We start from the raw sequence: 24266 nt of genomic DNA, 5'->3' as shown, positions 1-24266 counted from the left end.
CACCCCCGCCGGTCCGCTGGGCCCCGGCACGCCCGGGACCCGGGACACTAGCCCCGCTCGGGAGCTCCCGCACCGTTCCGGTACGGATCCGGCTGTGCGGGCTCCTCGCGGCCGTCGCCGACCAGCGTCCCGCCGGCCACGAGGGCGGCCTGCGGGTGCCGGTCGGGCACCTCCGGCTCCTCGTGCGTGACGGGGTCCCGGCGGACGGCGGGCACCAGCAGCCCGGCGACCGCCGCCAGCAGCAGCCCGCCCGCGGAGAGCAGGAACGCCGTCGTGTAGCCCGACTCCTGCGGCAGGCCCGAGGACGACGCCCCCGCCGTCACCACCCCGGCCAGGACGGCGGTGCCGATCGACCCGCCGATCGTGCGGATGTTGGTGTTCATCCCGCTGGCCACGCCGGTCTGGGACGACGGCACGGCGGCGACCACCAGGTTCGCCATGGCGGAGAACGACATCCCGAAGCCGACGCCCATGAGCACGCAGACCAGGCTCGCCTGCCACAGCGAGTGGCCCAGCAGGGCGAAGAGCACGAACCCCGCCGAGGTGGCGACCGAGCCGACGACCAGCAGGTTCTTCGACCCGAACCGCCGGGCCAGCCGCCCGGACGCCAGCCCCAGGGCGAACGACGCCGCCGACTGCGGCAGCAGCACCAGGCCGGAGGCGGTGATCGACGCCCCGAGCCCGTAGCCGCTGGCCGCCGGCGTCTGCAGGAACTGCGGGATGAAGGTGAAGCCGGAGTACATGGCGGCGCCGAAGAGCAGGCCGACCACGTTCGCCGTCCACACCCCGCGCAGCCGCATCATCCGCATGTCGATCAGCGGCTGCCGGGCCCGCGTCTCGACGCGCACCCAGGTGGCGAGCAGCACGGCGCTGCCGGCCAGCATGCCGAGCACCGCGCCGGAGGCCCAGCCCCACTCGGGCGCCTGGCTGATGGCCAGCAGCAGGCAGACCAGCCACCCCGACAGCAGGACCGCCGCCAGCGGGTTGAGCGTGCCGCCGGCCCGCGCCCGCGACTCGGGGACGACCCGCTGGGCGGCCACCGCGGCGACCGACACGAGCAGCATCGGGATCCAGAACAGCCAGTGCCAGCCGAGGTGGTCGACGATCGGGCCGGCGAGCACGGTGCCCAGCGCGCCGCCGACCGCCATGAGCGAGGAGATCGTGCCGATCGCCCCGGGCACCCGGGCCGGCGGGAACTCGTCGCGGATGATCCCGAAGGTGAGGGGCAGGACGCCGCCGCCGGCCCCCATGAACAACCGGCCGACGACCATCAGGGGCAGCGACGTCGACAGCGCCGCGAGCAGGCCGCCCACCGCGACGGCGCCCAGCGCGAGGACGAACACCCGCTTCTTGCCGATCATGTCGCCCAGCCGGCCGAGGATCGGGGTGGACACCGCGGTCGCCAGGAAGTTGGCCGTGATCACCCACGTGACGTCGGCCTGCGTGGTGCCCAGCTCGCGCTGCAGCGTGGGCAGGACCGGCGCCACCAGGCCCTGCTGGAGGACGAAGGCGACCACGCCGAGGGCCAGCACCGCGTACGTCACCTGGTACCGGACGCGGGCCGGTGCAGGGGCTGCTGAGGGGGTCACGGTGGCGCGGGGTCCTCTGTTCCGGTTGCCGAGCGCAACCGAAGGTACGGTACGGCTTGCGGTAGCCGCCCGGCCCGCGTCGCTACTCCTCGCCGGCGCCCGCCACGGTGCCCCCGGGCACCAGCGCCGCCTGGGGGTGGCGGTCCGGGACGGCGGGCTCCTCGCGGGTGACGGGGTCGCGCGGCACCCGCGGGACCAGCAGCACCGCCCCGGCCGCGACCAGCGAGGCGCCGGCCAGCAGCAGGAAGCCGGTCGTGTAGCCGCCCTCGGCGGGCAGCCCGCCGGGTCCGGCGTGGGCGGTGACGACCGTGGACATCAGCGCCGACCCGATCGCGCCGCCCACCGTGCGGATGTTGGCGTTCATGCCGCTGGCCACGCCGGTCTGCTCCGGCGGGACGGCCGACACCACGAGGGTCGCCATCCCCGCGAAGGAGGTGCCGAAGCCGAGGCCGACGAGCACCGCGACCAGCACCGACTGCCAGAAGTGCTCGTGCGCCAGGCCCATCACCGTGTAACCGGCGGCGAAGGCCAGGACGCCGCCGAGCAGCACCGTCCGCGAGCCCAGCCGGGTGGTCAGCGGGCCGACGACGAGCCCGACGAGGAACGCCGTCCCGGTCTGGACCAGCATCACCAGCCCCGACTCGGTCACCGTCGAGCCGAACCCGTAGCCGGCCGACGGCGGGGTCTGCAGGAACTGCGGCAGGAACGCGAACGAGGCGTACATGCCGACGCCGGCCAGCAGCGCGACGAGGTTCGCCGTCCACACCCCGCGGCGGCGCATCATGCGCATGTCGACCAGCGGGTGCCGGGCCCGCGCCTCCACCGCCACCCAGGCGAGGAGCAACACGGCGGCCCCGGCCAGCAGGGCCAGCACGCGCGCGGAGCCCCAGCCCCACTGCGGCCCGCGGCTCAGGCCCAGCAGCAGGCAGACCAGCCAGGCCGACAGCAGCAGCGCCGCCGCCCAGCTGATCCCGCCGGGCTGGCGGGTGCCGGTCTCCGGCAGCAGCACCACGCCGGCGACGACGGAGCCGACCAGCAGGACCAGCGGCACCCAGAACAGGCCGGAGACCCCGAGCAGGCCCTCGATCGGCCCGGCCAGCGCCACCCCGGCGCCGGCGCCCAGGGCGCCGAGCGTGGCCAGGTCGCTGATCCCCTTGTTCAGCCGCTCCGGCGGGAACGTGTCGCGGATCATCCCGAAGGCGATGGGGAGGACGCCGGCGCCCAGCCCCTGCAGCACCCGGCCGGCCAGCATCACCGGCAGCGAGCCGGCCAGCGCGCAGACCAGGCAGCCGAGCGTCGTCAGGACCATGACCGCGACGAAGACCCGCTTGCGGCCCAGCATGTCGCCGAGCCGGCCGCTGACCGGGGTGGCGATCGCCGACGCCAGCAGCGTGGCGGTGAGGATCCAGGTGGCGTCGGCCTGGGTCGTCCCCAGCGCCTCCTGGAAGGTGGCCAGCGCCGGGATGACCAGCGACTGCAGCAGGGCGCCGGAGAAGATCCCGATCGCCAGGACGGCGGAGACGGCCCGGTGGGAGGTGTGCACGGCCGCCGGCCTACGGGTCGCCCGGCAGGGGGGCCAGCGGTGACGCCGACACCTCGGGTGCCCGCCGGGACCGGCGGGCCCGGCGGGGCGCGGGCATGGCCCGCGTGGCCAGGGCCGCGGCGACCATGCCGAGGGTGAGCAGCAGGAAGCCGGTCGTGTAGCCGCTCTCGGTGGGCAGCCCGCCCGGCGGGGCCGACGATGTGACCACCGTGGCCATCACGGCCGAGCCGATCGAGCCCCCGATGGTGCGGATGTTGGCGTTCATGCCACTGGCCACGCCGGTCTGCTCGCGGGGCACCGCGGTCACCACCACGTTGGCCATCGACGCCTGCGTCGCGCCCGTGCCCAGGCCCATGAGCACGAAGGCGATGGCCAGCTGCCAGTGCTCGTCGTGGGCGACGGTGACCAGGCCGTAGGACAGCGCGGTGAGCAGCGTGCCGGCGGTGACGACGTTGCGCGGGCCGAACCGCTGCCCGAGCCGCCCGGCGACCAGGCCGGCGCAGAAGCCGGCGGCGGTCTGCGGCAGCAGCGACAGCCCGACCTCGCCGATGGTGGCGCCGAAGCCGTAGCCGGCCTCCGGCGGCGTCTGCAGGAACTGCGGGATGAACGCGAACGCCGCGAAGATCGTCAGCCCGACGAGGAAGGCGATGAGGTTCGCCGTCCACACCGCCCGCAGCCGCATCATCCGCATGTCGATCAGCGGCTCGGCCGACCGCGCCTCGACGGTGATCCACAGCGCGAGGAGCACGACCCCGCCGGCCAGCAGCCCGAGGACCGCCGGCGAGCCCCAGCCCCAGGCGGTCGACCGGCTGACCCCGAGCAGCACGCAGACCAGCCAGCCCGACAGCAGCACGGCCGCCGGCCAGTTGACCCGTCCCGGCGTGCGGACCCTGGGCTCGGGGACGACCCGGGACGCGGCGCCCGCGGCGAGCAGCCCGGCCACCATCGGCAGCCAGAAGAGCCAGTCCAGGCCGAGCGCGGAGTCGATCGGCCCGGCGATGACCAGCCCGAGCCCGGAGCCGACGGCGATAAGGGACGACAGCGCCCCGATCGCCCCGGCCACGGCCCCGTCGGGGAACTCGTCGCGCAGAAGGCTGTAGCCCAGCGGGATGACGCCGCCGCCGACGCCCTGCAGCACCCGGCCGACGACCATCAGCGGCATCGAGGCCGCCAGCGCCGACAGCAGGCAGCCGACGCTGAGCACCAGCAGCACGGTGACGAACAGCCGGCGCTTGCCGAACATGTCCCCGAGCCGCCCGACGATCGGCGTCGCCACGGCGGCCGCCAGGAGGTTCGCGGTGAGCACCCAGGTGACGTCGGACTGGGTGGTGCCGAGGTCGGCCTGCAGCGCCGGCAGCACCGGGATCACCATGGACTGCAGCAGCGAGTAGGCGCACAGGCCCGCGGCGAGGACGAGGAAGGTCGCGCGCTGCGGCGTGCGGGCGCCGTCGGCTCCCATGTGTCCCTCCCCGCGCCGTCCCGGCGGTCGCCCACGGTGGTTGCTGCCGGCAACTCAGCACTCTGACAGGCCCCCGCCACCGGGCACACCACAGGTGCGGCGCGTCGCCCGCTGCCTCCTCGGGGTGAGGCCACTCAATCGTGCGCAACGGATGCCGATGGAGAGGACACCACCTCCGGAAGGGGCTCCACGTGCGTCGACAGCGCTCGGCCGCCGACCAGCGGATCGCCGATCTGCTGGCCACGGCCCGCACCTCGCTCGGGATGAGCGTCGCCTTCCTCAGCCGGTTGGACGGGACCACCCAGCACCTCGAGGTGGTCGACGCCTCGGTGCCCGCCTCGGTGCTCGTGCACGAGGGCGCCACGGTGGCCCAGGAGACCTCCTTCTGCCAGGCCGTCCTCGACGGCCGGCTGCCCGCGGTGATCCCGGACGTCAGGCGCTTCCCGCTGGCGATGTCGCTGCCCTCGGCGCGCATCCCGCGCATCCGCAGCTACGTGTCGGCGCCGGTCCGGCTCAGCGACGGCAGCCTGTACGGCACCTTCTGCGCCTTCGGGTTCACCTCCGACCCCGAGCTGGGCGCGCGCGACCGGGCCCTCGTGGAGGTGCTCGCAGGCGCCGCCGCGGTGATCGTCGAGCCCGAGGTGCGCGACCAGGAGCGGCGCAGCGACATCGACGCCCGGCTCGACCCGGTCGTGGCCGGCGGCGGCCCGACCGTCGTCCTGCAGCCCATCGTCGACCTCACCACCGGCGCCCGGGTGGGGGCCGAGGCGCTGAGTCGCTTCCCCGCCGACTGGGCCAGGGCGCCCGACGTCGTCTTCGCCGAGGCGCACAGCGTCGGCCGCGGGCACGAGCTGGAGATGCTGGCCCTGCGCGGCGCCGCGGCGCACCTGGACCGCATCGGCGGCTACGTCGCGATGAACGTCTCCCCCGCCACCCTGCTGACCCGGCCCTTCGCCGACCTGCTCGCCACCCTCCCGCTGGACCGCGTGCTGCTCGAGCTCTCCGAGCACGACCCGGTCGAGGACTACGACGCCCTGACCACGGCCCTCCTGCCGTTCCGCGCGGCCGGCCTGCGGCTGGCGGTCGACGACGTGGGCGCCGGCTTCTCCTCGCTGCGGCACATCGTCGTCACCTCCCCCGACGTGCTGAAGCTCGACCGCAGCATCGTCGCCGGCGTGGGCGAGGACCCGGTGCTGCGCACCCTGGTCGGGTCGCTGGTCACCTTCGGGCACGGCTGCGGCGCGACCGTGGTCGCCGAGGGCGTGGAGACGGCGGACGACGCCGCGACCCTGCTCTCGCTGGGCGTCGACCTGGGCCAGGGCTGGTTCTTCGGCCGCCCCGGCCCGGCCGAGGCCCTGGCGCCGGCCGCTCAGTCGTACTCGGGCCCGATCGCGCCGGTCTCCACCTCCCCGGCCCGCGTGTAGGTGCTCAGCACGACGCCGGCCGGCGTCGTCCGCGACGTGGCCAGCCGCCAGCCGCCGGCGCGCGCGCCCGCGCCGAACAGCCGCTTCCCCCCGGCCAGGACGACGGGGAAGACGACGAGCCGGAGCTCGTCGACCAGGTCCTCGGCGAGCAGGGTCTGGGCCAGCCCGGGGCTGCCGTGCACCTGGAGCTCGCCGTCGCCGCCCTCCTTGAGCCCGCGCACGGCCGCGGGCACGTCGCCCTCGAGCAGCGAGGAGCCGGCCCACTCCAGCGGGGCGGTCAGCGTGCGGGACGCGACGTGCTTGGGGAGCTCGTTGAGCGCCTTGGAGATCGGGTCGTCGGGGGGCACCAGCGGCCACGAGGCGGCGAAGACCTCGTAGGTACCGCGGCCCAGGAGGAACGCGGTGGCCGGCTCGAACCAGGCGGTGACCTGGTCGCCGAGGACGTCGTCGAAGTGCGGCACCAGCCACCCGCCGTACCGGAACCCGCCCGAGGTGTCCTCGTCGGGCCCGCCCGGGGCCTGCACCACGCCGTCCAGGCTCGTGAACACCGTGACCACCAGGGGGCGCACGACCCTCCCTCCCGCGCCCGCACCGTGCGGGCGACGTCAGGGCAGACGGCCCGGGACGGGCGGACTCATCGGCCGGCGCGGTAGACGACGTGGTCGGGTGGGTCGACCGGGTTGTCCGGCGTCAGCGGGCCCTCGGCGACCCGCACGAACCCCGCGCGCTCCAGCGCGCGCCAGGAGGCGACGTTGCCCGCGGCCACCGGGACGACGACGTCGCGCGCCGCCGGGTACCGGGCCCAGCCCTCCGCCACGAACGCCGCGATCATCGCCGCACCGGCCCCCCGCCCGCGCAGCGCCGGCTCGCCGATCAGGTAGTCGATGCCCAGGGCGCCGTCCGGCACCGGGTACACCGGCTCCAGCTCGGCGACGTACTCGGGGTTGTCGGCGAAGGTGTAGCGCTGCAGCAGCCCGAACGGGCGGCCCTCGGCGAGCGCCAGCTGAACCTCGGTGGGGTCCCGGCCGTCGAGCACCGGCCCGAGGTCGGCCTCCACCGCCTCCGGCGACGGGTCGTGCGCCCACCAGCGGGCGACGAGCGGCTCGGCCAGCCAGCGCGACAGCAGCGGGAGGTCGGCGCGCTCGAGCGGCCGGAAGGTGACCTCGACGGCCGGCACCGCCCCACTGTAGGAGCGCGGGTAGACAGGGCCCATGTCGAAGACCTGGTTCATCACCGGCGCGTCCCGCGGCTTCGGCCGGGAGTGGGCCGCCGCCGCCCTCGAGCGTGGCGACCGCGTCGCGGCCACCGCCCGCGACACCGGCACGCTGGACGACCTCGTGCAGCGGCACGGGGACGCCGTCCTCCCCATCGAGCTCGACGTCGCCGACCGCGAGGCCGACATCGCGGCTGTGCAGCGGGCGCACGACACCTTCGGCCGGCTCGACGTCGTGGTGAACAACGCGGGCTACGGGCAGTTCGGGATGGTCGAGGAGGTCAGCGAGGCCGAGGCCCGGGCGCAGTTCGACGTCAACGTCTTCGGCGCGCTGTGGGTCTCCCAGGCCGCGCTGCCGCTGATGCGCGCCCAGGGCTCGGGGCACCTGCTGCAGGTCAGCTCGGTCGGCGGCATCGTCGCGCTGCCCAACATCGGCGTCTACAACGCCTCCAAGTGGGCGCTGGAGGCGTTCAGCCAGTCGATGGCCACGGAGGTCGCCCAGTTCGGCATCAAGGTCACCATCATCGAGCCCGCCGGGTACTCGACCGACTGGTCGGGCTCGTCGGCCAAGCACGCGCAGCCCGAGCCCGCCTACGACGAGTACCGGGCGAAGGTGCAGGCCACCCGCGCCAAGGCCGCGCAGTCCGCCGGTGACCCGGCCGCCACCGCCGCCGCCGTCCTACGGCTGGTCGACGCCGAGGAGCCGCCGCTGCGGGTCTTCTTCGGCAGAGCGCCACTGGCGATGGCGACCAAGGAGTACGAGCGGCGCCTGGCCACGTGGCGGGAGTGGGAGGAGCTGTCGATCGCGGCGCACGGCGGCTGATCGCGGCCGGCACCCGGCACCGACGGCCCCTACGGTCGGCCGCATGACGCTCACCGCGACCGCCGGCGAGGTCCTCGGCGCCCGCGTCCGGGCACAGCAGCTGGACCGCGACGCCGGCACCGTCGAGGACACCGCCGTCCTCGACATCGGCATGCAGGACACCGGGCCCGACGGCGGCCGCTGGGCGCTGGCGCTGCGCGGGCTCACGCCGGCGCCCGGCGAGCTGGCCACGGTGTGGAGCATCCGCGGCGCGCCGCACCTCTACCGGCGGGCCGACCTGCCGGGGGTCGCGGCCGCCACGGCGCCGTTCTCCGAGGACGACGCCGCGAAGCGGGTCTTCGACGCCGCCAAGCCGCTCAAGGCCGCCGGCATCCCGGTGCTCACCGCGCTGGACACCGTGGCCGCCGCGATGCGGACCATCGCCGCCGAACCGGTGGTCAAGGGCGAGATGTCGAGCCGGCTCACCGCGGTGCTGGACCCGCCCTACCTGCGGTACTGCCGGCCGTGCGGGGCGACGCACCCCTTCGAGCAGCCGTTCCGGCTCGCCGCGCTGCGTGCGGGACTGGAGCTGCAGCCGGGCACCTCGCCGCCGGTGCTGCAGCGGGTGCCGGACCTCGCGCCGGCCGACACCGTGCCCGAGCGGCTGGACGTCGTCCGTGCGTACCTGCGGCTGCTCGGCCCGGCGACGCCGCAGCACGTCGCCGCCTACCTCGACGCGCCGGTGGAGGACGTGAAGGCGCACTGGCCGGACGACGCCGTCGAGGTGACGGTCGAGGGCGGCCGTCGCTGGACCCTCGACCCGGACGGGCTCGCGGCCGGCCCGCCGACCGCGACCCGGCTGCTGGGGCCCTTCGACCTGTTCCTCCAGGCGCGCGACCGCGAGCTGCTCGTGCCGGACCCGGCGCGGCGCAAAGAGCTGTGGCCGGTGCTGGGCCGGCCGGGCGCCGTGCTGTCGGGGGCGGAGCTCGCCGGCGCCTGGCGGCCACGCAAGGCCGGGTCGGCGCTGACGGTGACCGTGGACCCGTGGGTGCGGGTGACGACAGCGCTGCGGACGGCGGTCGAGGAGCAGGCCGAGCGCCTGGCGGCGTTCCGCGGGGCGGCGCTGAGGGCCGTCGACCTCTCCTGACCCCCTCGACGCGCTCAGTCGCCGGCGGCGGCCGCCGGGACCTCGGCGCCCGAGGGCAGGCCGGCGGCGAGGTGGGCGGCGTAGACCGGCTCCCAGGGGAGGACGCCGTCCCCGTGGGGGCCGCTGCCGGGCCGGCCGTCGAGCGCCTTCGCCAGCTCGGCCAGGCAGACCAGCCAGCCGCTGGCGTTGCGGGCGGCGGCCGCGCGGTCGCCGAGGGTGTTGACCAGCGTGAGCCGGCAGCCGCCGCCGGCCGTCTCCTCCAGCGTCAGGTGCAGCTCGTCCTCGAACCAGCTGAACGACAGCCGGCGCGGCGGGTCCCAGACCAGGACGACGCCGGTGGCCCCCTCCGTGTACGGGTCGTCGGAGAAGGTGATCCGCCCGCCCTCGCGCGGCTCGATCGTGACGCGCGAGGGGAACCAGTGCGCGAGCTCGGCGGGGTCGCTGACCGTGCGCCAGACGCGCTCGACCGGGTGCGGGTAGGTGCGCACGAACCGGACGGCGGGCCGGCCGCCGTGCTCGACGTAGGTGCCCAGGTCGCTGCTCGGCACGGTGTCCATCAGGCCTCCTCGGGGTCGGCGGTCGCGTCCAGGTGGGCGCCCAGCGCGTCGAGCGCCGGGTTCCACAGGTCGCGGTAGGGCGCCAGCCAGGCGTCCAGCTCGGCCAGCGGCGCGGGGTCGAGCGCGTAGATGCGCTGCTGTGCCCGCGGCAGCACCCGGACCAGGCCGGCCTCGCGCAGCACCCGCAGGTGCTTCGAGGTGGCCGGCTGGCTCAGCCGCAGCTCACCGACGAGCTCGCCGACCGCCCGCGGCCGCCGCCGCAGCAGGCCGAGCACCGCCCGCCGGTTCGGGTCGGCCAGTGCCGCCCACGTCGTCTCCCGCACGGCCTCAACATGCCCCGCCGGGCATATGCCTGTCAAGGCATGTACGGCACGCCGACGGGCCGGGGGCTCAGGCGGGCACGGGGAGGTGCGGCGCCAGCGCCTCCATGATCGCCCAGCCGGGGCGGCCGCCGACGAGGGTCTCCACGAGCTCGCCCCCGACGAACAGGCCCATCGTCGGCATGCCCATCACCTGGTAGCGCCGGGTCGTCTCGGGGTTCTCGTCGACGTCGAGCACGACCACCCGCAGCCGGCCGGCCTGGTCGTCGGCCAGCCGGTCGATCGTCGGGGCGAGCATCCGGCACGGCGCGCACCAGGCGGCGCTGAAGTCGACGAGCACCGGCAGCGGACTGCGCAGGACGTCCTCGGCGAAGGTGGCGTCGGTGGTGACGGCGGCGGGCATCGGGGACCTCCTGGGCGGACGACGAGGGGTTGTCGGCGACCAGCGTCCGCGCGGGTGCTTGCGGCGGACTTGCAGCGCACCTACCCGGATCCGCGCCGGCGCTTCCCGCGCGGATTCCTCAGCCCTAAGGTATCGGCCATGAGCGCCCCGACCGCCGCGCGCCGGATCCGGATCGGCATCGACACCGGGGGCACGTTCACCGACGTCGTCGCGGTGGACGAGCAGACCGGCCGGACGACGACCACCAAGACGCCGTCCACCCCGGCCGACCCCGCCGAGGGCTTCCTGGCCGGCGTCCGCAAGGTCCTCGACCTGATGGGCCTGACCGGCGAGTCGGTCACGGCCGTCAGCCACGGGACGACGGTCGCCACCAACCAGCTGCTCGAGGGCAAGCTCGACCGGATCGGTTTCATCACCACCGAGGGCTACGAGTCGGTGCTGGAGATCGCCCGCCAGTCGGTGCCCGACGGCTACGGCAACAGCTACTTCTGGGTCAAGCCGCCGCGGATCGTCCCCGCCGACCTGGTGCGCACCGTGCGCGGCCGGCTCGACGTGAAGGGCGGGGAGGTACGGCCGTTCGACGTCGACGACGCGCGTGCGGCCGCCCGGTTCTTCCGCGACGCCGGCATCAGCACGATCGGCGTCTGCTTCCTGCACGCCTACGCGAACGACGCGCACGAGCGGGCCATGCTCGACGTCCTGCGCGAGGAGCTGCCGGGCGCGGTGGTGTCGCTGTCGAGCGAGGTGCTGCGCGAGTACCGCGAGTACGAGCGGTCGGTGACCACGCTGGTCGACGCCGCGGTCAAGCCCCGGGTGGGCGCCTACGTCACCAACATCCGCACCCGGCTCGACGAGATCGCGCCGGGCGTGCCGTTCTACGTGATGAAGAGCAACGGCGGCGTGCTGTCGGCCGAGGAGGTCGTGCACCAGCCGATCACCACGATGCTGTCCGGTCCGGCCGCCGGCGCCCTGGGCGCCGCGCTGATCGCCGGGGCCGCCGGCTTCGACCGGGTGCTGACCTGCGACGGCGGCGGCACCTCCACCGACGTCACCGTGGTCGTCGACGGCGAGCCGACGCTCACCACCGAGGGCTCGGTCGGCGCCTACCCGAGCAAGATCCCGATGATCGACGTCGTGACCGTCGGCGCCGGCGGCGGCTCGATCGCCTGGCTGTCCCCGGAGGGCACGCTCAAGGTGGGCCCGCAGTCGGCCGGCGCCGACCCCGGGCCGATGTGCTACCCGTCCGGCGGGGACCGGCCGACCGTGACCGACGCGCACGTCGTCCTCGGCCGGATCCCCCCGCACCTGCTGGGCGGGGAGATCCCGCTGTCGATCGAGAACGCGGCCGCCGGCCTCCGGCAGCTGGGCGAGACGCTGGACCTCTCGCTGGAGCGCACCGCCACCGGCATCCTCGAGATCTCGGCGTGGAACCAGGCCAACGCGCTGCGCCAGGTGACGGTGGCCCGCGGCCTCGACGTCCGCGACTTCACGCTGACGACCTTCGGCGGCTCCGGCTCGCTGCTGGCCTGCCGGCTGATGGACGTTCTCGGCCTCCCCCGCACGCTGGTGCCACCGAACCCCGGCAACGTCAGCGCGTTCGGCCTGCTCACGGTCGACGTCCGCAACGACTACGTGCAGACCGTGGTGTCCAAGCACGCCGACCTGGACCTGGACCGGGTGCGCACCGTGTTCGCCGGCCTGGAGGACCGCGCCCGCACCGCCCTCGACGGCGAGGGCTTCGCCCGCGTCGACCAGCGGATGCAGCGGACGGCGGACCTGCGCTACGTCGGCCAGGCGTTCGAGGTGCGGGTGCCCGTGGCGGACGGCGAGCTGGACGCCGCGGCCGCCGAGGACGTCGCGCAGGCCTTCCACGCCGCCCACCGGCAGCTGTACGGCTACGACTTCGCCGACGACCCGCGCCAGGCCGTGGAGTGGGTCAACCTGCGGGTGAGCGGGATCGGGCCGATCCGCCGTCCCGACCTGGTCGAGCTGCCGCCGGGCGAGGGCGGGACGGACCGGGCCGTCACGGGCTCGCGGCGGGTGTTCTTCGACGACTGGGTCGACACCCCCACCTACGACCGGACGCGGCTCGCGCCGGGCGATGTGGTGGCCGGGCCCGCCATCATCGAGGAGTTCGGGTCGACCGTCCCGGTGCACCCGGGCTTCGCCGCCACCGTCGACGCGCACGGCAACCTGCTGATCACGAGGGAGTCCGACCGATGAGCGAGACGCAGCAGAAGGTCGAGGCCGACCCGGTCCTCGTCGAGATCGTCGCCGGCACCTTGGCGGCGATCGAGCGCGAGGTGGAGACGGCGATCGGGCGCACCTCGCGGTCGCCGATGATCCGGGACGCGCACGACTTCCGCGCCGGCATCCACGACCGGCAGATGCGCAAGCTCACCGGCCGCTCGTACTCGGCGCTGGTGCACCCCGTGGTGCGCGACTACCCGATCGAGACGATGAACGTCGGCGACGTCTTCTTCCACAACGACGTCTACCTCTCCGAGGGCGGGATCGGGCACCTGCCCGACCTGTGCGTGACGGTGCCCGTGTTCGCCGGGAACGCCGAGACCGGGGAGCCCGAGGTCGTGGCGTTCGTGCAGGCCTTCGGGCACCACGACGACATCGGTGGCGCGGTGCCGGGCTCGATGCCCTCGGCGGCGACGTCGGTGTTCGAGGAGGGCCTGATGGTCCCGCCGATCAAGCTGTGGGACCGCGGCGTGCCCAACGAGAGCGCGCTCAAGATCATGACCCGCAACTCCCGGATGCCCGACTCGCTGGCCGCCGACCTCGACGCCGAGTGCTCGGCCTGCCTGGCCGGGGCGCGGCGGCTGGGCGAGCTGTTCGACCGGTACGGCGTGGCCGCGGTCGAGGCGTGCTTCGAGGCGATCCTGGCCGGGTCGACCGAGGTGTACCGGCGGGAGATCCTGTCGCAGATCCCCGACGGCACCTACGTGTGGGAGGACTACGCCGAGCACGACGGCGTCGAGGAGCCCAAGCTCCACCGGCAGCGGATCACGCTGACCATGGACTCGAGCGCCGAGGTGCCGCTGGTCATCGACTTCACCGGCACCGGCCCGCAGGCCAAGGGCCCGATCAACCACTGCGGCGACTACGCCGACGGCAACTTCCTCAAGAAGTGGCTGGCGCCGATCCTGCGCAACCTGGCGGAGTCGCCGGAGCGGATGGCGCAGCTCGACGTCAACGAGGGCGTCGTCCCGCTGATCGAGATGCGCTTCCCGGAGAAGGGCACGCTGCTCACGCCGGTCTTCCCGGCGCCGACCAACGCCCGGACGTTCGTGATCCTGCGGTTGCTCGGCGTGCTGGCCGGCGTGCTGGCCAAGGCCACCGGCGGCCGGATGCCCGCCGACCAGGAGACGATCCGCTACACCGGCGTCTACGGCACCGACTGGGACGGCCAGCCCTACCTGATGCGCGAGGTGCTCGGCGGCGGCTCGGGCGGCCGGTACTACGCCGACGGCGAGGACACCATCCACGTCGTCCCGGACTCGCGGAACCTGCCCACCGAGTTCACCGAGTCCCGGTTCCCGCTGCGGGTGGAGCGGCTGGGGCTGGCGATCGACTCCGGCGGCCCGGGGCGCTACCGCGGGGGCTGCGGCTACGAGAAGCACATCCGCGTGCTGCGCGACGCGCACTTCATGTCGATCGCCGACCGCTCCATCCTCGCCTGCTGGGGCGTGAACGGCGGCAGGGCGGGAAGGCCGTTCTCCATCACCGTGGACCCGGGCGGCCCGGACGAGCACGAGGTGGACGCGCTCGCCGACGCCGAGCCGCTGCCCGCCGGGACCGTCGTCCGGATCCGCACGACCGGGGGCGGCGGCTGGGGCGACCCGCTGGACCGCCCGGTGGAGGAGGTCCTGCGCGACATCGCCTGGCGCAAGGTCTCGGTGGCCGGCGCGCGGGACGACTACGGCGTGGTCGTGCGGGACGACGGCACGGCCGACGAGGCGGCGACGACGGCCCTGCGCGACGAGATGCGTGCCGCCCGCACCGGCGGAGAGCCGTTCTTCGACCGCGGCCCCGGCTACGCGCTCCTCTCCGGCGGGGCGGCGTTCAACGAGTTCGACGTCCTCTAGCCCTCCGGCCGCACACCTCCTCCCCACGAGCTCGTGCTCTGCCCACTGTCGTGGGCAGAGCACGGGGAATGCCCGTGCTCTGCCCGCAGGGGCGGGCAGAGCACGAGCGCGCTGGAGGGACACCGTGTGGCCGGGGGCTGCCGTGCGGGGAAGGGTGGGGCCATGAGCGAGCCGAACGAGGAGCCCGAGGGCAACAACCTGCGCCCGGGGCAGCACGACGAGGGCGGGCACGGCGGCATGGCGACCCGCGAGCTGGAGGCGGAGGAGCGCGCCGAGGAGCAGCCGGGCTCAGCCGACTGACGCCACCCGCAGCGCGTCGGCGGTCGCCGCGTCGGCGGGCAGGAACGCCTCGACGCTGAGCTCGGCGGCGGTCACGTCGACCGCGGTGCCGAACGTGGTGACGGTGCTGACGAACGAGAGCACGCCGGCGCCGGTGCGCAGCCGCAGCGGGACGACGATGCCGTCGGGCGTCGTCCGGTCGGTGCCGCCGGGCAGTGCGGCGAGCTCCCGGTGCAGCGCCGCCAGCGCGGGGTCGCCGGTCAGCTCGGCCTCGCGGCCCAGCCGGTGCAGCACGTGCGCCCGCCACTGCGGCAGGTTGCCGATCCGCGGCGCCAGCCCGTCGGGGTGCAGGCTCAGCCGCAGCACGTTGACCGGCGGCTCGAGCAGGTGCGCGGCCACGCCGTCGGTGAGCAGCGCGACCGTCGCGTTGGCCGTGACCAGCTCCCACGCGCGGTCCACCACGAGCGCCGGGTAGGGCTCGTAGGCGCGCAGCACCAGGTCCAGCGCCCGGCTCACCGCGGCCATGTCCGGGTGGTCGAGGCCGCGCTGCCCGTAGGCGGGGGCGAAGCCGGCGGCGAGCAGCAGCTCGTTGCGCTCGCGCAGCGGCACCTCGAGCTGCTCGGCCAGGTGCAGCAGCATGTCGCGGCTGGGCCGGGAGCGTCCGGTCTCGACGAAGCTGAGGTGCCGCGTCGAGACGCCGGCGTCGCTGGCCAGGTCCAGCTGGGACAGCCGGCGCCGGCGGCGCCAGTCGCGCAGCAGCTCCCCCACGGGCGGTCGGACGGCGGTGGTCACGCCCCGGACGCTAGCGACGCCCGGTCCGCCCGTCGCTTACCCGGGAGGTAATCGACGCCGTTCCCCGCCCCGGCCACGGTCGTCGCCATGACCACTGCCACGACCACCACCACCCGCCGCCCGCTCGACCTGCTCCGCCTGGCGCTGCGCCTGGACGCCGCCGTCACCGGGGCCAACGGAGCCGCGTACCTGCTCGCGGCGCCCCTGCTCGCCGACCTGCTCGGCGTCCCGGCCGGGGCGCTGCGCGGGCTCGGCGCGTTCCTGCTCGTCTACGCCGGCGCGGTCGCGCTCGTCGCCGCCCGGCCCGTGGTGCCCGCCGCGGCCACCGAGGCCGTCGTCGCGGCCAACACGCTGTGGGCCGCCGGCAGCGTCGCCGTCGTCGTCACCGGCCGCTTCGAGCTCACCGGCGCCGGGACGGCGTGGGTGCTGCTGCAGGCCGCCGTCGTCGCGGGCTTCGCCGCCGTCCAGCTCGTCGCGCTCCGGCGCCGCTGACCCACCCACCCCACCCCACCCGAGGAGAGCGCCATGCCTGCCACCACCGCCCACGCCGACCGCTACATCGCCGCCTGGAACGCGACCGACGCCGCGGCCCGCCGCGCGGCCGTCGACGAGCTGTTCGCCGCCGACGCCCGCTACACCGACCCGCTGGTCGACGCCGAGGGCCGCGACGCCATCGAGGCGACCATCGCCGCCGTCCAGCAGCAGTTCCCCGGGTTCGCCTTCCGGCTGGCCGGGCCGGCCGACGCCCACCACGACCAGCTCCGTTTCACGTGGCACCTCGGTCCCGCCGACGGCGAGCCGCCGATCACCGGCTCCGACGTGGCGGTCGTCGACGGCGACGGCCGGATCCGCACCGTGCTGGGCTTCCTGGACCGGGTCCCGGCGGCCTGAGGCAGCGCAGCGGCCCGTCGCGAGCGGAGAGCTCGCGGCGGGCCGCTGCACGTGCTCAGGACAGGGGCTCGGTGGGGCCGGGCGAGGGCTTGGCCTCGTCGCCCGTCGTCCCCTCGCCGGTGTCGGTGGCGCCGGCCACGTCCTCGGGCGCGGTCGGGGTCTCCTCCTCGACGTTCTTGCGGGCCTGGTCGCGGTCGGTGCCTGGTACCTCGGACATGACGGTCCTCTCGTCGGGAACGGGCACGCCCACTCCTACCCGCCGCGGCGGCGGGGACCCCGGGCGTTCGCTGGGGGCGCAACCGGCCTCAGCGCCGGCGCCACCAGCGCCGGCGCGGGCGTTCCGCGGGCGGCGCCGGTGCCGGCGGCGGGGCCGGCGGCCGGTCCCGCCGCCAGCCCTCGACGAGCGCGTCGACGTCGGCCAGCCCGGGCACCGGCGCCCACCGGCTCTCCTGCGGCAGCCGCCAGAAGGCCTGGACCCGGGCGTTGTAGTCCTCGGCGAGCGCGCGGACGGCGTCCTCGCTCGGCAGCCGGGCCGCCCGCGCCGGCAGCTCGTCGCGCTCGCGCCGCAGCCGCAGCCCCGGCGGCAGCATGTCGGCGGTCTCCACGCCCTCCCGGCGCGCCTTGGCCAGCGCCCAGTCGTAGGCGGTCTGCTCGGGGTCGATCCGCAGCGGCTGGCCCGCGCCCGGCAGGCCGGTGAACGCGCCCCGCTCCTGCGCCTGCCGGATCTGCTGCTCCACCCAGGTCTCGAACGAGATCCCCTGGGGCTTCCGGTCGGTCATCGCCCTCCATGTCGTCGCACCCCATGGTCCCCGTTCTGCGAGGCTCGGGCACATGCGGACGACGAGCAGCCGGGAGGTGTACCGCAACCCGTGGATCCGGGTGCGGGAGGACACCGTCGAGCGCGACGACGGCAGCACCGGCATCTACGGCGTCATCGAGAAGGCGCACTTCGCGCTCGTGATCCCGGCCGAGCGCGACGGCTTCTGGCTGGTCGAGCAGTACCGCCACCCCGTGGGCCGCCGGGCGTGGGAGTTCCCGCAGGGCACGTGGGGCGCCGGCAGCGAGGGGACGCCGGAGGAGCTGGCCCGCGCCGAGCTGGCCGAGGAGACCGGGCTGCGCGCGGGCTCGCTGCGCCACCTGGGCCACCTCGACCTCGCGTCGGGCATGTCCACCCAGGAGTTCGACGTGTGGCTGGCCACCGACCTCACGCCCGGCCCCACGGCACGGGAGGCGTCGGAGGCCGACATGCGGCACGCCTTCGTCCCCGAGTCCGAGCTGCGGGCGATGGTCCGCGGCGGCCGGTTCACCGACGGCCCGTCCCTGGCGGCGTACTCGCTCCTGCTCCTCGGGTGAGGACCCCGGTGCCCCCCACCGCCCGCCGGCTCGCGGCGACCCCTGCACCCGGGCCTAGGCGTCGCGGAGGGTGCGCAGCGCGGCGGTGACGCGCAGCAGCTCGTCGAGCATCGCCTTGCCGCCCGCCTCGAGCTCGGCGTTGCCGGCGAAGACCTCGTCGTCGGCGAGGAACTGGGTGAAGAACGGCACCGACACCGCCTCGGGCACGGGGTGCAGGCGCAGCGCGGCGAGCACGGGCTTCAGCGCCGTGGCGGCGCGCAGGCCGGCGGAGACCCCGCCGTAGGACACCAGGCCGGCGGCCTTGTCCGCCCACTCGGCGTGCAGGTGGTCCAGCGCGTTCTTCAGCGACGCCGGGAACGAGTGGTTGTACTCGGGGGTCACGAAGACGAAGGCGTCGGCCCGGTCCACGGTCGCGCTCCAGTCCTTCGTCGTCTGCTGCACGTACCGGCGCAGCCGGGGGTGGTCCGGCTCGTCGAGCAGCGGCAGCCCGACCTCGGCCAGGTCGACCAGCTCGACGTCGAAGCCGGCGTGGGCCTCGGCCAGCTGCTGCACCCAGCGCGCGACCGCGATGCCCTTGCGGCCGGGACGGGTGCTGGCGGCGACCACCTGCAGCACGGGACGGGACATGGCGGCACTCCAGGGGACGGCGCGGGTGGTTCCGTCGAGCTCTCAACTCGTCGCGGCCCCCGTGATTCCGATCCGGCACCGTGACGGACCTCGCAGCACCCTCCTCTCACGTGAGGGTCGAGTCGTGGGGCAGAGTGGTCGCACGTGCCGACCGCTCTCCGCGCCCTCCGTCCGGCCCGCCCCGCCTGGCTCTCGCCGCGCGTCGCCCGTACCGAGGTGCTCGCCGGCCTGGTCGTCGCGCTCGCGCTGATCCCCGAGGCCATCAGCTTCTCGATCCTCGCCGGGGTCGACCCGCAGGTGGGCCTGTTCGCCTCCTTCACCATGGCCGTGGTCATCGCCTTCACCGGCGGCCGTCCGGCCATGATCAGCGCCGCGACCGGCGCGATCGCCCTGGTCGTGGCCCCGCTCGTGGCCGACCACGGCCTCCCGTACCTGATCGCCGCCGTCGTCCTCGGCGGTGTCTTCCAGGTCCTGCTGGCCGTCGCCGGGGTCGCCCGGCTCATGCGCTTCGTCCCGCGCAGCGTGATGGTGGGGTTCGTCAACGCCCTGGCGATCCTCATCTTCGCCGCGCAGGTGCCGCACCTCGTCGGCGTCCCGGCGCTGGTGTACCCGATGGTCGCCGCCGGCCTGGCCGTGGTCTTCCTGCTGCCCCGCCTGACGACGGCGGTGCCGGCGCCGCTGGTGGCCATCGTCGTGCTCACCGCCGTCGCCCTGCTCGCCGGGTGGGACCTGCCCGACGTCGGTGACGAGGGGGCGCTGCCCGACAGCCTGCCCTTCCTCGCGCTGCCCGACGTCCCCCTCACCTGGGAGACGCTGCGCATCATCACGCCCTACGCGCTGGGCGTGGCCTTCGTCGGGCTGATGGAGTCGCTCATGACGGCGAAGCTGGTCGACGACCTGACCGGCACACCCTCCGACAAGACGCGCGAGTCCTGGGGGCAGGGCGTGGCCAACGTCGTCACCGGCTTCTTCGGCGGCATGGGCGGCTGCGCGATGATCGGCCAGACGATGATCAACGTGAGGTCGGGTGCCCGCACCCGGCTGTCGACGTTCCTCGCCGGCGTCCTGCTGCTGGTGCTCGTGGTGGCGCTCGGCGACGTCGTCGCCCTCATCCCGATGGCCGCGCTGGTCGCCGTGATGGTCTTCGTGTCGATCGCCACGTTCGACTGGCACAGCCTGCGCACCCTGCCCCGGATGCCGCGCAGCGAGACCGCGGTGATGCTGGCGACCGTGGCGGTCACGCTGGTCACCCACAACCTCGCGATCGGCGTCGGGGTCGGCGTCCTGGTCGCCTGCGTGCTGTTCGCCCGGCGCGTGGCGCACGTGGTCCGCGTCGAGCGGGTCGTCGACGGCGACACCGCCCGCTACACGGTCGAGGGCGCGCTCTTCTTCGCCTCCAGCAACGACCTCGCCGGGCAGTTCGACCCCGCCGTCGACCCCGACCGGGTCGTGGTCGACCTCTCGCGCGCGCACGTCTGGGACGCCTCCACGGTCGCCGTGCTCGACGCCCTCGCCCACCGCTACGCCGCCCGCGGCAAGCAGGTCGAGATCGTGGGCCTCGCCGGCCACTCCGCCGACCGCTACGAGCGGCACACCGGCCGGCTCGTCGGGGCGCACTGATGACCCGGCTGGTGCAGATCGGCCAGGTCGCCGAGCGCACCGGGCTCAGCCTGCGCACGATCCGCTTCTACGAGGAGAGCGGGCTCGTGGTCCCGACGGCCCGCAGCGAGGGCGGCTTCCGGCTCTACAGCGAGGACGACGTCGGCCGGCTGGAGGTCGTCAAGCGGATGAAGCCGCTGGGCTTCACCCTCGACGAGATGCGCGAGCTGCTGACCCTGCTCGCCGACCTCGCGGCCACCGGGAGGCCGGAGCGCGCGGCGCTGGTCGATCGGTTGCGGATGTTCCACGAGGCCGCCCGGGTGCGGGTGGACGCGCTGCGGGCGGAGCTCGCCGTCGCCGAGGAGTTCGCGGCCGGCCTCGCCGGCCGGCTGTCCGCCGTCCGCGACTGACGTCCGCGGGAGCTCCCCGGCACGGGCACTGCGCGCTCCGGGACCGATCCGCCGCCGGGACGGGCACTCCGCGCACACTGCCCGTGGCCGGACGCGACCCGAGCGCGACCCGATCGTGACTTGACCCGCACGCGCCGCTCGTGCCCCTGACCGGCCACGACGCGGAGCGTGGCGACCCTCCACCGAACGGGTGATCCGGTCCGCCGGGGCGCTGCGGGAGCCCGCGGCAGCCCGCAGGCTGGCCGTCGTGCCGCTGACCGCCCCCGGCTTGCCGGACCTGCCACCGGACCTGGCCGGCCCGGTCGCGGTGCAGCTCGCCAAGCCGGTGCGGGACCTCCCCGCGGCCGGCGCGCTTCCCGGCGGCTGCCTCTACGAGCCGAAGTGGGACGGCTACCGCCTGGTCGTCGTCCGCGGCGCGCGCAGCACCCGGCTGTGGTCGAAGCAGGGCCGCGACCTGACCGACCGCTTCCCCGACGTCGCCGCCGCCGCGCTCGCGCAGCTGCCGGCCGGCTCCGTGGTCGACGGCGAGGTGGTCATCTGGCACGACGACCGGCTGGACTTCGGCCTGCTGCAGAAGCGGATGGTCACCGCCCCCGGCCGGATCGCCGCCCAGGCCGCCGCGGCGCCGGCGTCCTACGTGGCCTTCGACCTGCTCGCCGCCGGCGGCACCGACCTGCGCCGCCGCACGCTGCGGGTCCGCCGCGCGGAGCTGGAGGCGCTCGCCGCGCGGTGGGCGCCGCCCATGCAGCTCTCCCCCGCCACCACCGACCCCGACGAGGCCCGGCAGTGGTCCCGCGAGTGGCGCGCCGCCGGCGTGGAGGGCCTGGTCGCCAAGGGCGCCGGCACGCGCTACGCGCCCGGCCGGCGGGAGTGGCTGAAGGTCAAGTCGTGGGAGACCACGGAGGTGCTCGCCGGTGGGGTCATCGGCTCCGTCGACCGGCCCAGCCAGCTGGTCGCCGGGCGCTACCGGGACGGCGAGCTGGTCGTCGTCGGCCGCACCAGCCCCCTGACGCCGGCCGCGGCCGAGGAGCTGGCCGCCGTCCTCACCCCCGCCGACCCGGGCCACCCGTGGCCCGAGCGCATCGGGACCGGCCGCTTCGGGGGCGGCCGGCTGAGCGTCGCGCTCACCCGCGTGCGGCCCGACGTCGTGGTGGAGGTCAGCGCCGACGCCGCCCTGCAGGCCGGCGTCTTCCGGCACCCGCTGCGCTACGTCCGCACCCGCCCCGACCTGCGCCCCGAGGACGTCCCCGGCATCGGCTGACCCGCGGTCAGGGGTGCTGCGGCACCCGGCCCAGCGACACCAGGAAGCGGCGCAGCAGGTCGGCCAGGCGGGCCAGCTCCTCGTCGTCGAGCCCGGCCAGCAGCCGCCGCTCGGTCTCCAGGTGGTCGGGCAGCGCGGCGTCCAGGGCGGCCCGCCCGGTGTCGGTGAGGGTGACGACGACGCCGCGGCCGTCGGACTCGCTGCGCGTGCGGGTGATCAGCCCGCGCTCCTCGAGCCGGTCCAGCCGCTGGGTGATGGCGCCGGAGGTCACCAGCGCCGTCCGCATGAGCGCGGTGGGGGTGAGCTGGTAGGGCGGTCCCGCCCGGCGCAGCGCCGCGAGGACGTCGAAGGCGGCGGCGTCCAGCCCGTGCCGCGCGAAGGTGGCGCGCTGAGCGAGGTGGACCTCCCGCTGCAGCTGGGTGATCCGGCCGATGACACCCATCGGCGCGCAGTCCAGGTCGGGGCGCTCCCGGGCCCACTGCTCCAGGATGAGGTCGACGGCGTCCGCGGGCTCGCTCATGTCGCGGCCAGCAGGTCGGCGAGGTGCTCGGCGTAGCGGCGGGGCGGCCGGCCCAGCAGCGCGGCGGCCACCCGGGGGCTGCCGGTGAACCCGTGCGCGCGGTAGTGGTCGAGCATCAGCCGCAGGCAGCGCGCCGGGTAGGCGTCCGGCACCTCGCCCGGGGGGACGGCGTCCTCGGCGACGACCTCGCGGCCCAGCGTCGCACCGAGCAGCCCGGCCAGCCGTGGGGCGGTCAGGGGCTCGGGACCGGCGACCTCGAAGGTGCCGCCGTCGAGGCCGTCCTCGGTGAGCAGCACGGCGGCCGCCTCCCCCACGTCGGCGACGTCGACCAGCGACTGCGCCGTCCGCAGGCCCCACCTGCTGTGCAGCACGCCGGTGCGCGCGGCGTGGAGGACCTCTTCGTCGAGGTTCTGCGCGTAGGCGCACGGCTGGAGCACCCGCCAGGGCACGCCGGCCCGGTCGAGCGCCTCCTCGGCGCGGTCCTTGGCGGCGTGGTGCGGCATCGCGCGGGCCTGCGGGCGGAGCACGGAGTGGTAGACGACCCGGCCGACGGCGGCCTCCCGTGCCGCGGCGAACAGCGCCGCGGCGCCCTCGGCCTCACCCGGGTCGAAGTTCGGCCAGATCACGTAGAGCCCGTCGGCGCCGGTGAGGACGGCGGACCACTCCGCCGGCCGCGTCAGGTCGGCCACCACGACCTCGGCGCCCACCACGTCCAGCTCCGGTCGCGGGCCCGGACGGCCCACGACGGCGCGCACCGGCAGGCCGCGGGCCCGCAGCGCCCCGACGACGGCGGTGCCCGTCCGGCCCGCCGCCGCCGTCACCACGATCACCGGAGTAGCTGAGCAGTGAGGGACCCCCGGGTCAAGCCGCCGCTCAGGACAGCGACGTGGCCAGCCGGACGGTCAGCCCCCGACCGTCGTTGAGCAGTTCGACGGAGTCCCACAGCTTGCGCGCCAGCCACAGGCCCATCCCGCCGTGGGCCAGGTCCTCACCGTGGGCCGGTTGGTAGCCGGCCAGGGGGTCGTCGTAGCCGCGGCCGGAGTCGGTGATCGAGCAGACCAGGCGGCGGCCGTCGTTCCACAGCCGTGCCGACACGGGCGCACGGCCGTGCCGGAAGGCGTTGGCGGCGACCTCGCTCACCCCGAGCACCAGGTCCTCCCGGAGGTCGTCGTCGGCGACCACCCCGGCGAGCGCGGCCCGGAGGCGGCCTCGCAGCTCGGCGAGGACGGTGGCACCGTCGACGGCCAGCACCGGCACACCGTCCTCGGCCGGCTCGCGGGGCACCGGCAGCGACCGGACCAGCGCCGCCGGCTCCCGGAACTCGGGGTTGTCGCGCAGGTCGTCGCCGACGGCCAGCTGCGGGTGCGCGGCACGGACGTGCGCCGCCACGTCCTCGTCGATGGCCGTCCGGTCGTAGACGCACAGGACCGAGGCCGGCGCACCGGCGAGGACGGTGTTCGCCGCCGCCTCGAAGCGGATCGCCTCCCGGGGCGAGACGGGGCTGTGGCCCAGGCCCGGCTCGCCCAGCACCCGGATGCGGCCGTTGCCGGTCGCCTGCGCCCGCTGCATCGCCCGGCGCGTGGCGATGAAGGCATCGGGGCCCCGGGCGCCCAGCAGGCTCAGGCGGGTGTCGGACTCCACGGAGCCCGACCGCTCGCCCAGCGCGTCGCAGACCAGTTCCGCGACCTGCGGCAGCACCGCCATGCAGACCAGGTCCCCGGCGTCCAGGCCCGCCTGCAGGAAGGGAGCCGCAGCGGCGAGCAGGGAGGCCGGGTCGTCGTAGATGCAGACGGCGTGCCCGTGGCCGGCCGCGGCGGCGGCCCACCCGCGCACCGACGGCGCGGTGGAGGCCGCGTCGTCCTCAGCCGTTGCGTTCACCCGTTCCTCGACACCTGCAGGGCCGGATCGACCGGCCGACCGGAGAGCATTGTGCGCCACCGGACCCGTGGATGCGCCACCAGGTCCGGCAGCGGACTGCCC

At 75.5% G+C, this 24266-nt stretch carries 27 protein-coding genes; 12 read left to right on the top strand and 15 right to left on the bottom strand.

Annotation, left to right across the window (positions count from 1 at the left end; genetic code table 11):
* Nucleotides 1-47: 47 nt before the first annotated feature.
* From ACI8AX_RS02370 to ACI8AX_RS02360, 3 genes are all read right to left on the bottom strand, one after another.
* On the bottom strand, nucleotides 48-1589 hold the full coding sequence (locus ACI8AX_RS02370) for an MFS transporter (RefSeq protein WP_456548183.1): 1542 nt from the start codon (nucleotides 1587-1589) through the stop codon (nucleotides 48-50).
* Nucleotides 1590-1671: 82 nt separating this feature from the next.
* Nucleotides 1672-3132 (bottom strand): MFS transporter, encoded by a 1461-nt coding sequence (locus tag ACI8AX_RS02365; RefSeq protein ID WP_456548182.1) that lies wholly within the window; start codon nucleotides 3130-3132, stop codon nucleotides 1672-1674.
* Between the two features lie 10 nt (nucleotides 3133-3142).
* Nucleotides 3143-4591 (bottom strand): MFS transporter, encoded by a 1449-nt coding sequence (locus tag ACI8AX_RS02360; protein ID WP_456548181.1) that lies wholly within the window; start codon nucleotides 4589-4591, stop codon nucleotides 3143-3145.
* Nucleotides 4592-4782: 191 nt separating this feature from the next.
* Here ACI8AX_RS02360 and ACI8AX_RS02355 point away from each other — a divergent pair, with 191 nt between their 5' ends.
* Entirely contained in the window at nucleotides 4783-6015 is a 1233-nt protein-coding gene (locus ACI8AX_RS02355; RefSeq protein ID WP_456548180.1) for a sensor domain-containing phosphodiesterase, read from the top strand.
* Here ACI8AX_RS02355 and ACI8AX_RS02350 read toward each other — a convergent pair.
* Together ACI8AX_RS02350 and ACI8AX_RS02345 are read right to left on the bottom strand one after the other, a co-directional pair.
* Nucleotides 5961-6584 carry a dihydrofolate reductase family protein gene (locus tag ACI8AX_RS02350; protein WP_456548179.1) on the bottom strand — a complete coding sequence of 208 codons (624 nt, stop codon included), beginning with the start codon at nucleotides 6582-6584 and terminating at the stop codon, nucleotides 5961-5963. The two genes, ACI8AX_RS02355 and ACI8AX_RS02350, sit on opposite strands and share 55 nt — an antisense overlap.
* A gap of 65 nt (nucleotides 6585-6649) precedes the next feature.
* Nucleotides 6650-7192 carry a GNAT family N-acetyltransferase gene (locus ACI8AX_RS02345; protein ID WP_456548178.1) on the bottom strand — a complete coding sequence of 181 codons (543 nt, stop codon included), beginning with the start codon at nucleotides 7190-7192 and terminating at the stop codon, nucleotides 6650-6652.
* A 34-nt stretch (nucleotides 7193-7226) separates the two neighbouring features.
* Between ACI8AX_RS02345 and ACI8AX_RS02340 the strand changes: the two genes are divergently transcribed.
* On the top strand, nucleotides 7227-8051 hold the full coding sequence (locus tag ACI8AX_RS02340) for an SDR family oxidoreductase (RefSeq protein ID WP_456548177.1): 825 nt from the start codon (nucleotides 7227-7229) through the stop codon (nucleotides 8049-8051).
* Nucleotides 8052-8094: 43 nt separating this feature from the next.
* Complete coding sequence (locus ACI8AX_RS02335; protein WP_456548176.1) at nucleotides 8095-9177, top strand: winged helix DNA-binding domain-containing protein; 1083 nt, start codon at nucleotides 8095-8097, stop codon at nucleotides 9175-9177.
* 14 nt (nucleotides 9178-9191) lie between these two features.
* Here the strand turns inward: ACI8AX_RS02335 and ACI8AX_RS02330 are convergent, their stop codons facing one another.
* The 3 genes from ACI8AX_RS02330 to ACI8AX_RS02320 all read right to left on the bottom strand — a co-directional run bounded on the left by ACI8AX_RS02330 (nucleotide 9192) and on the right by ACI8AX_RS02320 (nucleotide 10457).
* Nucleotides 9192-9734 (bottom strand): SRPBCC family protein, encoded by a 543-nt coding sequence (locus tag ACI8AX_RS02330; RefSeq protein ID WP_456548175.1) that lies wholly within the window; start codon nucleotides 9732-9734, stop codon nucleotides 9192-9194.
* The gene (locus ACI8AX_RS02325) at nucleotides 9734-10057 is read right to left on the bottom strand and encodes an ArsR/SmtB family transcription factor (protein WP_456548174.1); all 324 of its coding nucleotides are present in this window, start codon (nucleotides 10055-10057) and stop codon (nucleotides 9734-9736) included. The genes ACI8AX_RS02330 and ACI8AX_RS02325 overlap by 1 nt, the downstream gene beginning before the upstream one ends.
* Nucleotides 10058-10124: 67 nt before the next feature.
* Nucleotides 10125-10457: a thioredoxin family protein gene (locus ACI8AX_RS02320; RefSeq protein WP_456548173.1), complete on the bottom strand. Its 333-nt coding sequence runs from the start codon at nucleotides 10455-10457 to the stop codon at nucleotides 10125-10127.
* A 138-nt stretch (nucleotides 10458-10595) separates the two neighbouring features.
* Here ACI8AX_RS02320 and ACI8AX_RS02315 point away from each other — a divergent pair, with 138 nt between their 5' ends.
* From ACI8AX_RS02315 to ACI8AX_RS02305, 3 genes are all read left to right on the top strand, one after another.
* Complete coding sequence (locus ACI8AX_RS02315) at nucleotides 10596-12680, top strand: hydantoinase/oxoprolinase family protein (RefSeq protein WP_456548172.1); 2085 nt, start codon at nucleotides 10596-10598, stop codon at nucleotides 12678-12680.
* A complete protein-coding gene (locus tag ACI8AX_RS02310; protein WP_456548171.1) occupies nucleotides 12677-14554 on the top strand; it encodes a hydantoinase B/oxoprolinase family protein in 1878 nt (625 codons plus the stop codon). Before ACI8AX_RS02315 ends, ACI8AX_RS02310 begins: the two co-directional genes overlap by 4 nt.
* 162 nt (nucleotides 14555-14716) lie before the next feature.
* A complete protein-coding gene (locus ACI8AX_RS02305; protein WP_456548170.1) occupies nucleotides 14717-14854 on the top strand; it encodes a hypothetical protein in 138 nt (45 codons plus the stop codon).
* Here ACI8AX_RS02305 and ACI8AX_RS02300 read toward each other — a convergent pair.
* Nucleotides 14843-15625, bottom strand: a complete 783-nt coding sequence (locus ACI8AX_RS02300) for a helix-turn-helix transcriptional regulator (protein WP_456548169.1) — start codon at nucleotides 15623-15625, stop codon at nucleotides 14843-14845. The two genes, ACI8AX_RS02305 and ACI8AX_RS02300, sit on opposite strands and share 12 nt — an antisense overlap.
* 87 nt (nucleotides 15626-15712) lie before the next feature.
* Here ACI8AX_RS02300 and ACI8AX_RS02295 point away from each other — a divergent pair, with 87 nt between their 5' ends.
* The gene (locus ACI8AX_RS02295) at nucleotides 15713-16117 is read left to right on the top strand and encodes a hypothetical protein (RefSeq protein WP_456548168.1); all 405 of its coding nucleotides are present in this window, start codon (nucleotides 15713-15715) and stop codon (nucleotides 16115-16117) included.
* Between the two features lie 33 nt (nucleotides 16118-16150).
* Complete coding sequence (locus ACI8AX_RS02290) at nucleotides 16151-16516, top strand: nuclear transport factor 2 family protein (RefSeq protein ID WP_456548167.1); 366 nt, start codon at nucleotides 16151-16153, stop codon at nucleotides 16514-16516.
* A gap of 55 nt (nucleotides 16517-16571) precedes the next feature.
* On the opposite strand, the gene ACI8AX_RS02285 is transcribed toward ACI8AX_RS02290, so the two are convergent.
* Both ACI8AX_RS02285 and ACI8AX_RS02280 read right to left on the bottom strand, forming a co-directional pair.
* The gene (locus ACI8AX_RS02285; protein WP_456548166.1) at nucleotides 16572-16733 is read right to left on the bottom strand and encodes a hypothetical protein; all 162 of its coding nucleotides are present in this window, start codon (nucleotides 16731-16733) and stop codon (nucleotides 16572-16574) included.
* 88 nt (nucleotides 16734-16821) lie between these two features.
* On the bottom strand, nucleotides 16822-17295 hold the full coding sequence (locus tag ACI8AX_RS02280; protein ID WP_456548165.1) for a DnaJ family domain-containing protein: 474 nt from the start codon (nucleotides 17293-17295) through the stop codon (nucleotides 16822-16824).
* Between the two features lie 52 nt (nucleotides 17296-17347).
* Between ACI8AX_RS02280 and ACI8AX_RS02275 the strand changes: the two genes are divergently transcribed.
* Complete coding sequence (locus ACI8AX_RS02275) at nucleotides 17348-17869, top strand: NUDIX domain-containing protein (protein ID WP_456548164.1); 522 nt, start codon at nucleotides 17348-17350, stop codon at nucleotides 17867-17869.
* A gap of 54 nt (nucleotides 17870-17923) precedes the next feature.
* On the opposite strand, the gene ACI8AX_RS02270 is transcribed toward ACI8AX_RS02275, so the two are convergent.
* Nucleotides 17924-18496: an NADPH-dependent FMN reductase gene (locus ACI8AX_RS02270; protein ID WP_456548163.1), complete on the bottom strand. Its 573-nt coding sequence runs from the start codon at nucleotides 18494-18496 to the stop codon at nucleotides 17924-17926.
* A 144-nt stretch (nucleotides 18497-18640) separates the two neighbouring features.
* Here ACI8AX_RS02270 and ACI8AX_RS02265 point away from each other — a divergent pair, with 144 nt between their 5' ends.
* The 3 genes from ACI8AX_RS02265 (at nucleotide 18641) to ACI8AX_RS02255 (ending at nucleotide 21766) form a co-directional block, all read left to right on the top strand.
* Complete coding sequence (locus tag ACI8AX_RS02265) at nucleotides 18641-20116, top strand: SulP family inorganic anion transporter (RefSeq protein WP_456548162.1); 1476 nt, start codon at nucleotides 18641-18643, stop codon at nucleotides 20114-20116.
* Nucleotides 20116-20505, top strand: coding sequence for a MerR family transcriptional regulator (locus ACI8AX_RS02260; RefSeq protein ID WP_456548161.1), 390 nt, complete (start codon nucleotides 20116-20118; stop codon nucleotides 20503-20505). The genes ACI8AX_RS02265 and ACI8AX_RS02260 overlap by 1 nt, the downstream gene beginning before the upstream one ends.
* A gap of 247 nt (nucleotides 20506-20752) precedes the next feature.
* Nucleotides 20753-21766 carry an ATP-dependent DNA ligase gene (locus ACI8AX_RS02255; RefSeq protein WP_456548160.1) on the top strand — a complete coding sequence of 338 codons (1014 nt, stop codon included), beginning with the start codon at nucleotides 20753-20755 and terminating at the stop codon, nucleotides 21764-21766.
* A gap of 7 nt (nucleotides 21767-21773) precedes the next feature.
* On the opposite strand, the gene ACI8AX_RS02250 is transcribed toward ACI8AX_RS02255, so the two are convergent.
* Genes ACI8AX_RS02250 through ACI8AX_RS02240 form a run of 3 tightly spaced genes read right to left on the bottom strand, consistent with a single transcriptional unit; the run spans nucleotide 21774 to nucleotide 24164 of the window.
* Complete coding sequence (locus tag ACI8AX_RS02250; protein ID WP_456548159.1) at nucleotides 21774-22286, bottom strand: MarR family winged helix-turn-helix transcriptional regulator; 513 nt, start codon at nucleotides 22284-22286, stop codon at nucleotides 21774-21776.
* Nucleotides 22283-23116 carry an SDR family oxidoreductase gene (locus tag ACI8AX_RS02245; protein WP_456548158.1) on the bottom strand — a complete coding sequence of 278 codons (834 nt, stop codon included), beginning with the start codon at nucleotides 23114-23116 and terminating at the stop codon, nucleotides 22283-22285. The genes ACI8AX_RS02250 and ACI8AX_RS02245 overlap by 4 nt, the downstream gene beginning before the upstream one ends.
* 43 nt (nucleotides 23117-23159) lie before the next feature.
* Nucleotides 23160-24164, bottom strand: coding sequence for an anti-sigma factor RsbA family regulatory protein (locus ACI8AX_RS02240; RefSeq protein WP_456548157.1), 1005 nt, complete (start codon nucleotides 24162-24164; stop codon nucleotides 23160-23162).
* Between the last annotated feature and the right edge of the window lie 102 nt (nucleotides 24165-24266).

Source organism: Blastococcus sp. SYSU D00813 (genome assembly GCF_054050735.1).
This window is presented reverse-complemented; position numbering and strand designations above follow the sequence as displayed.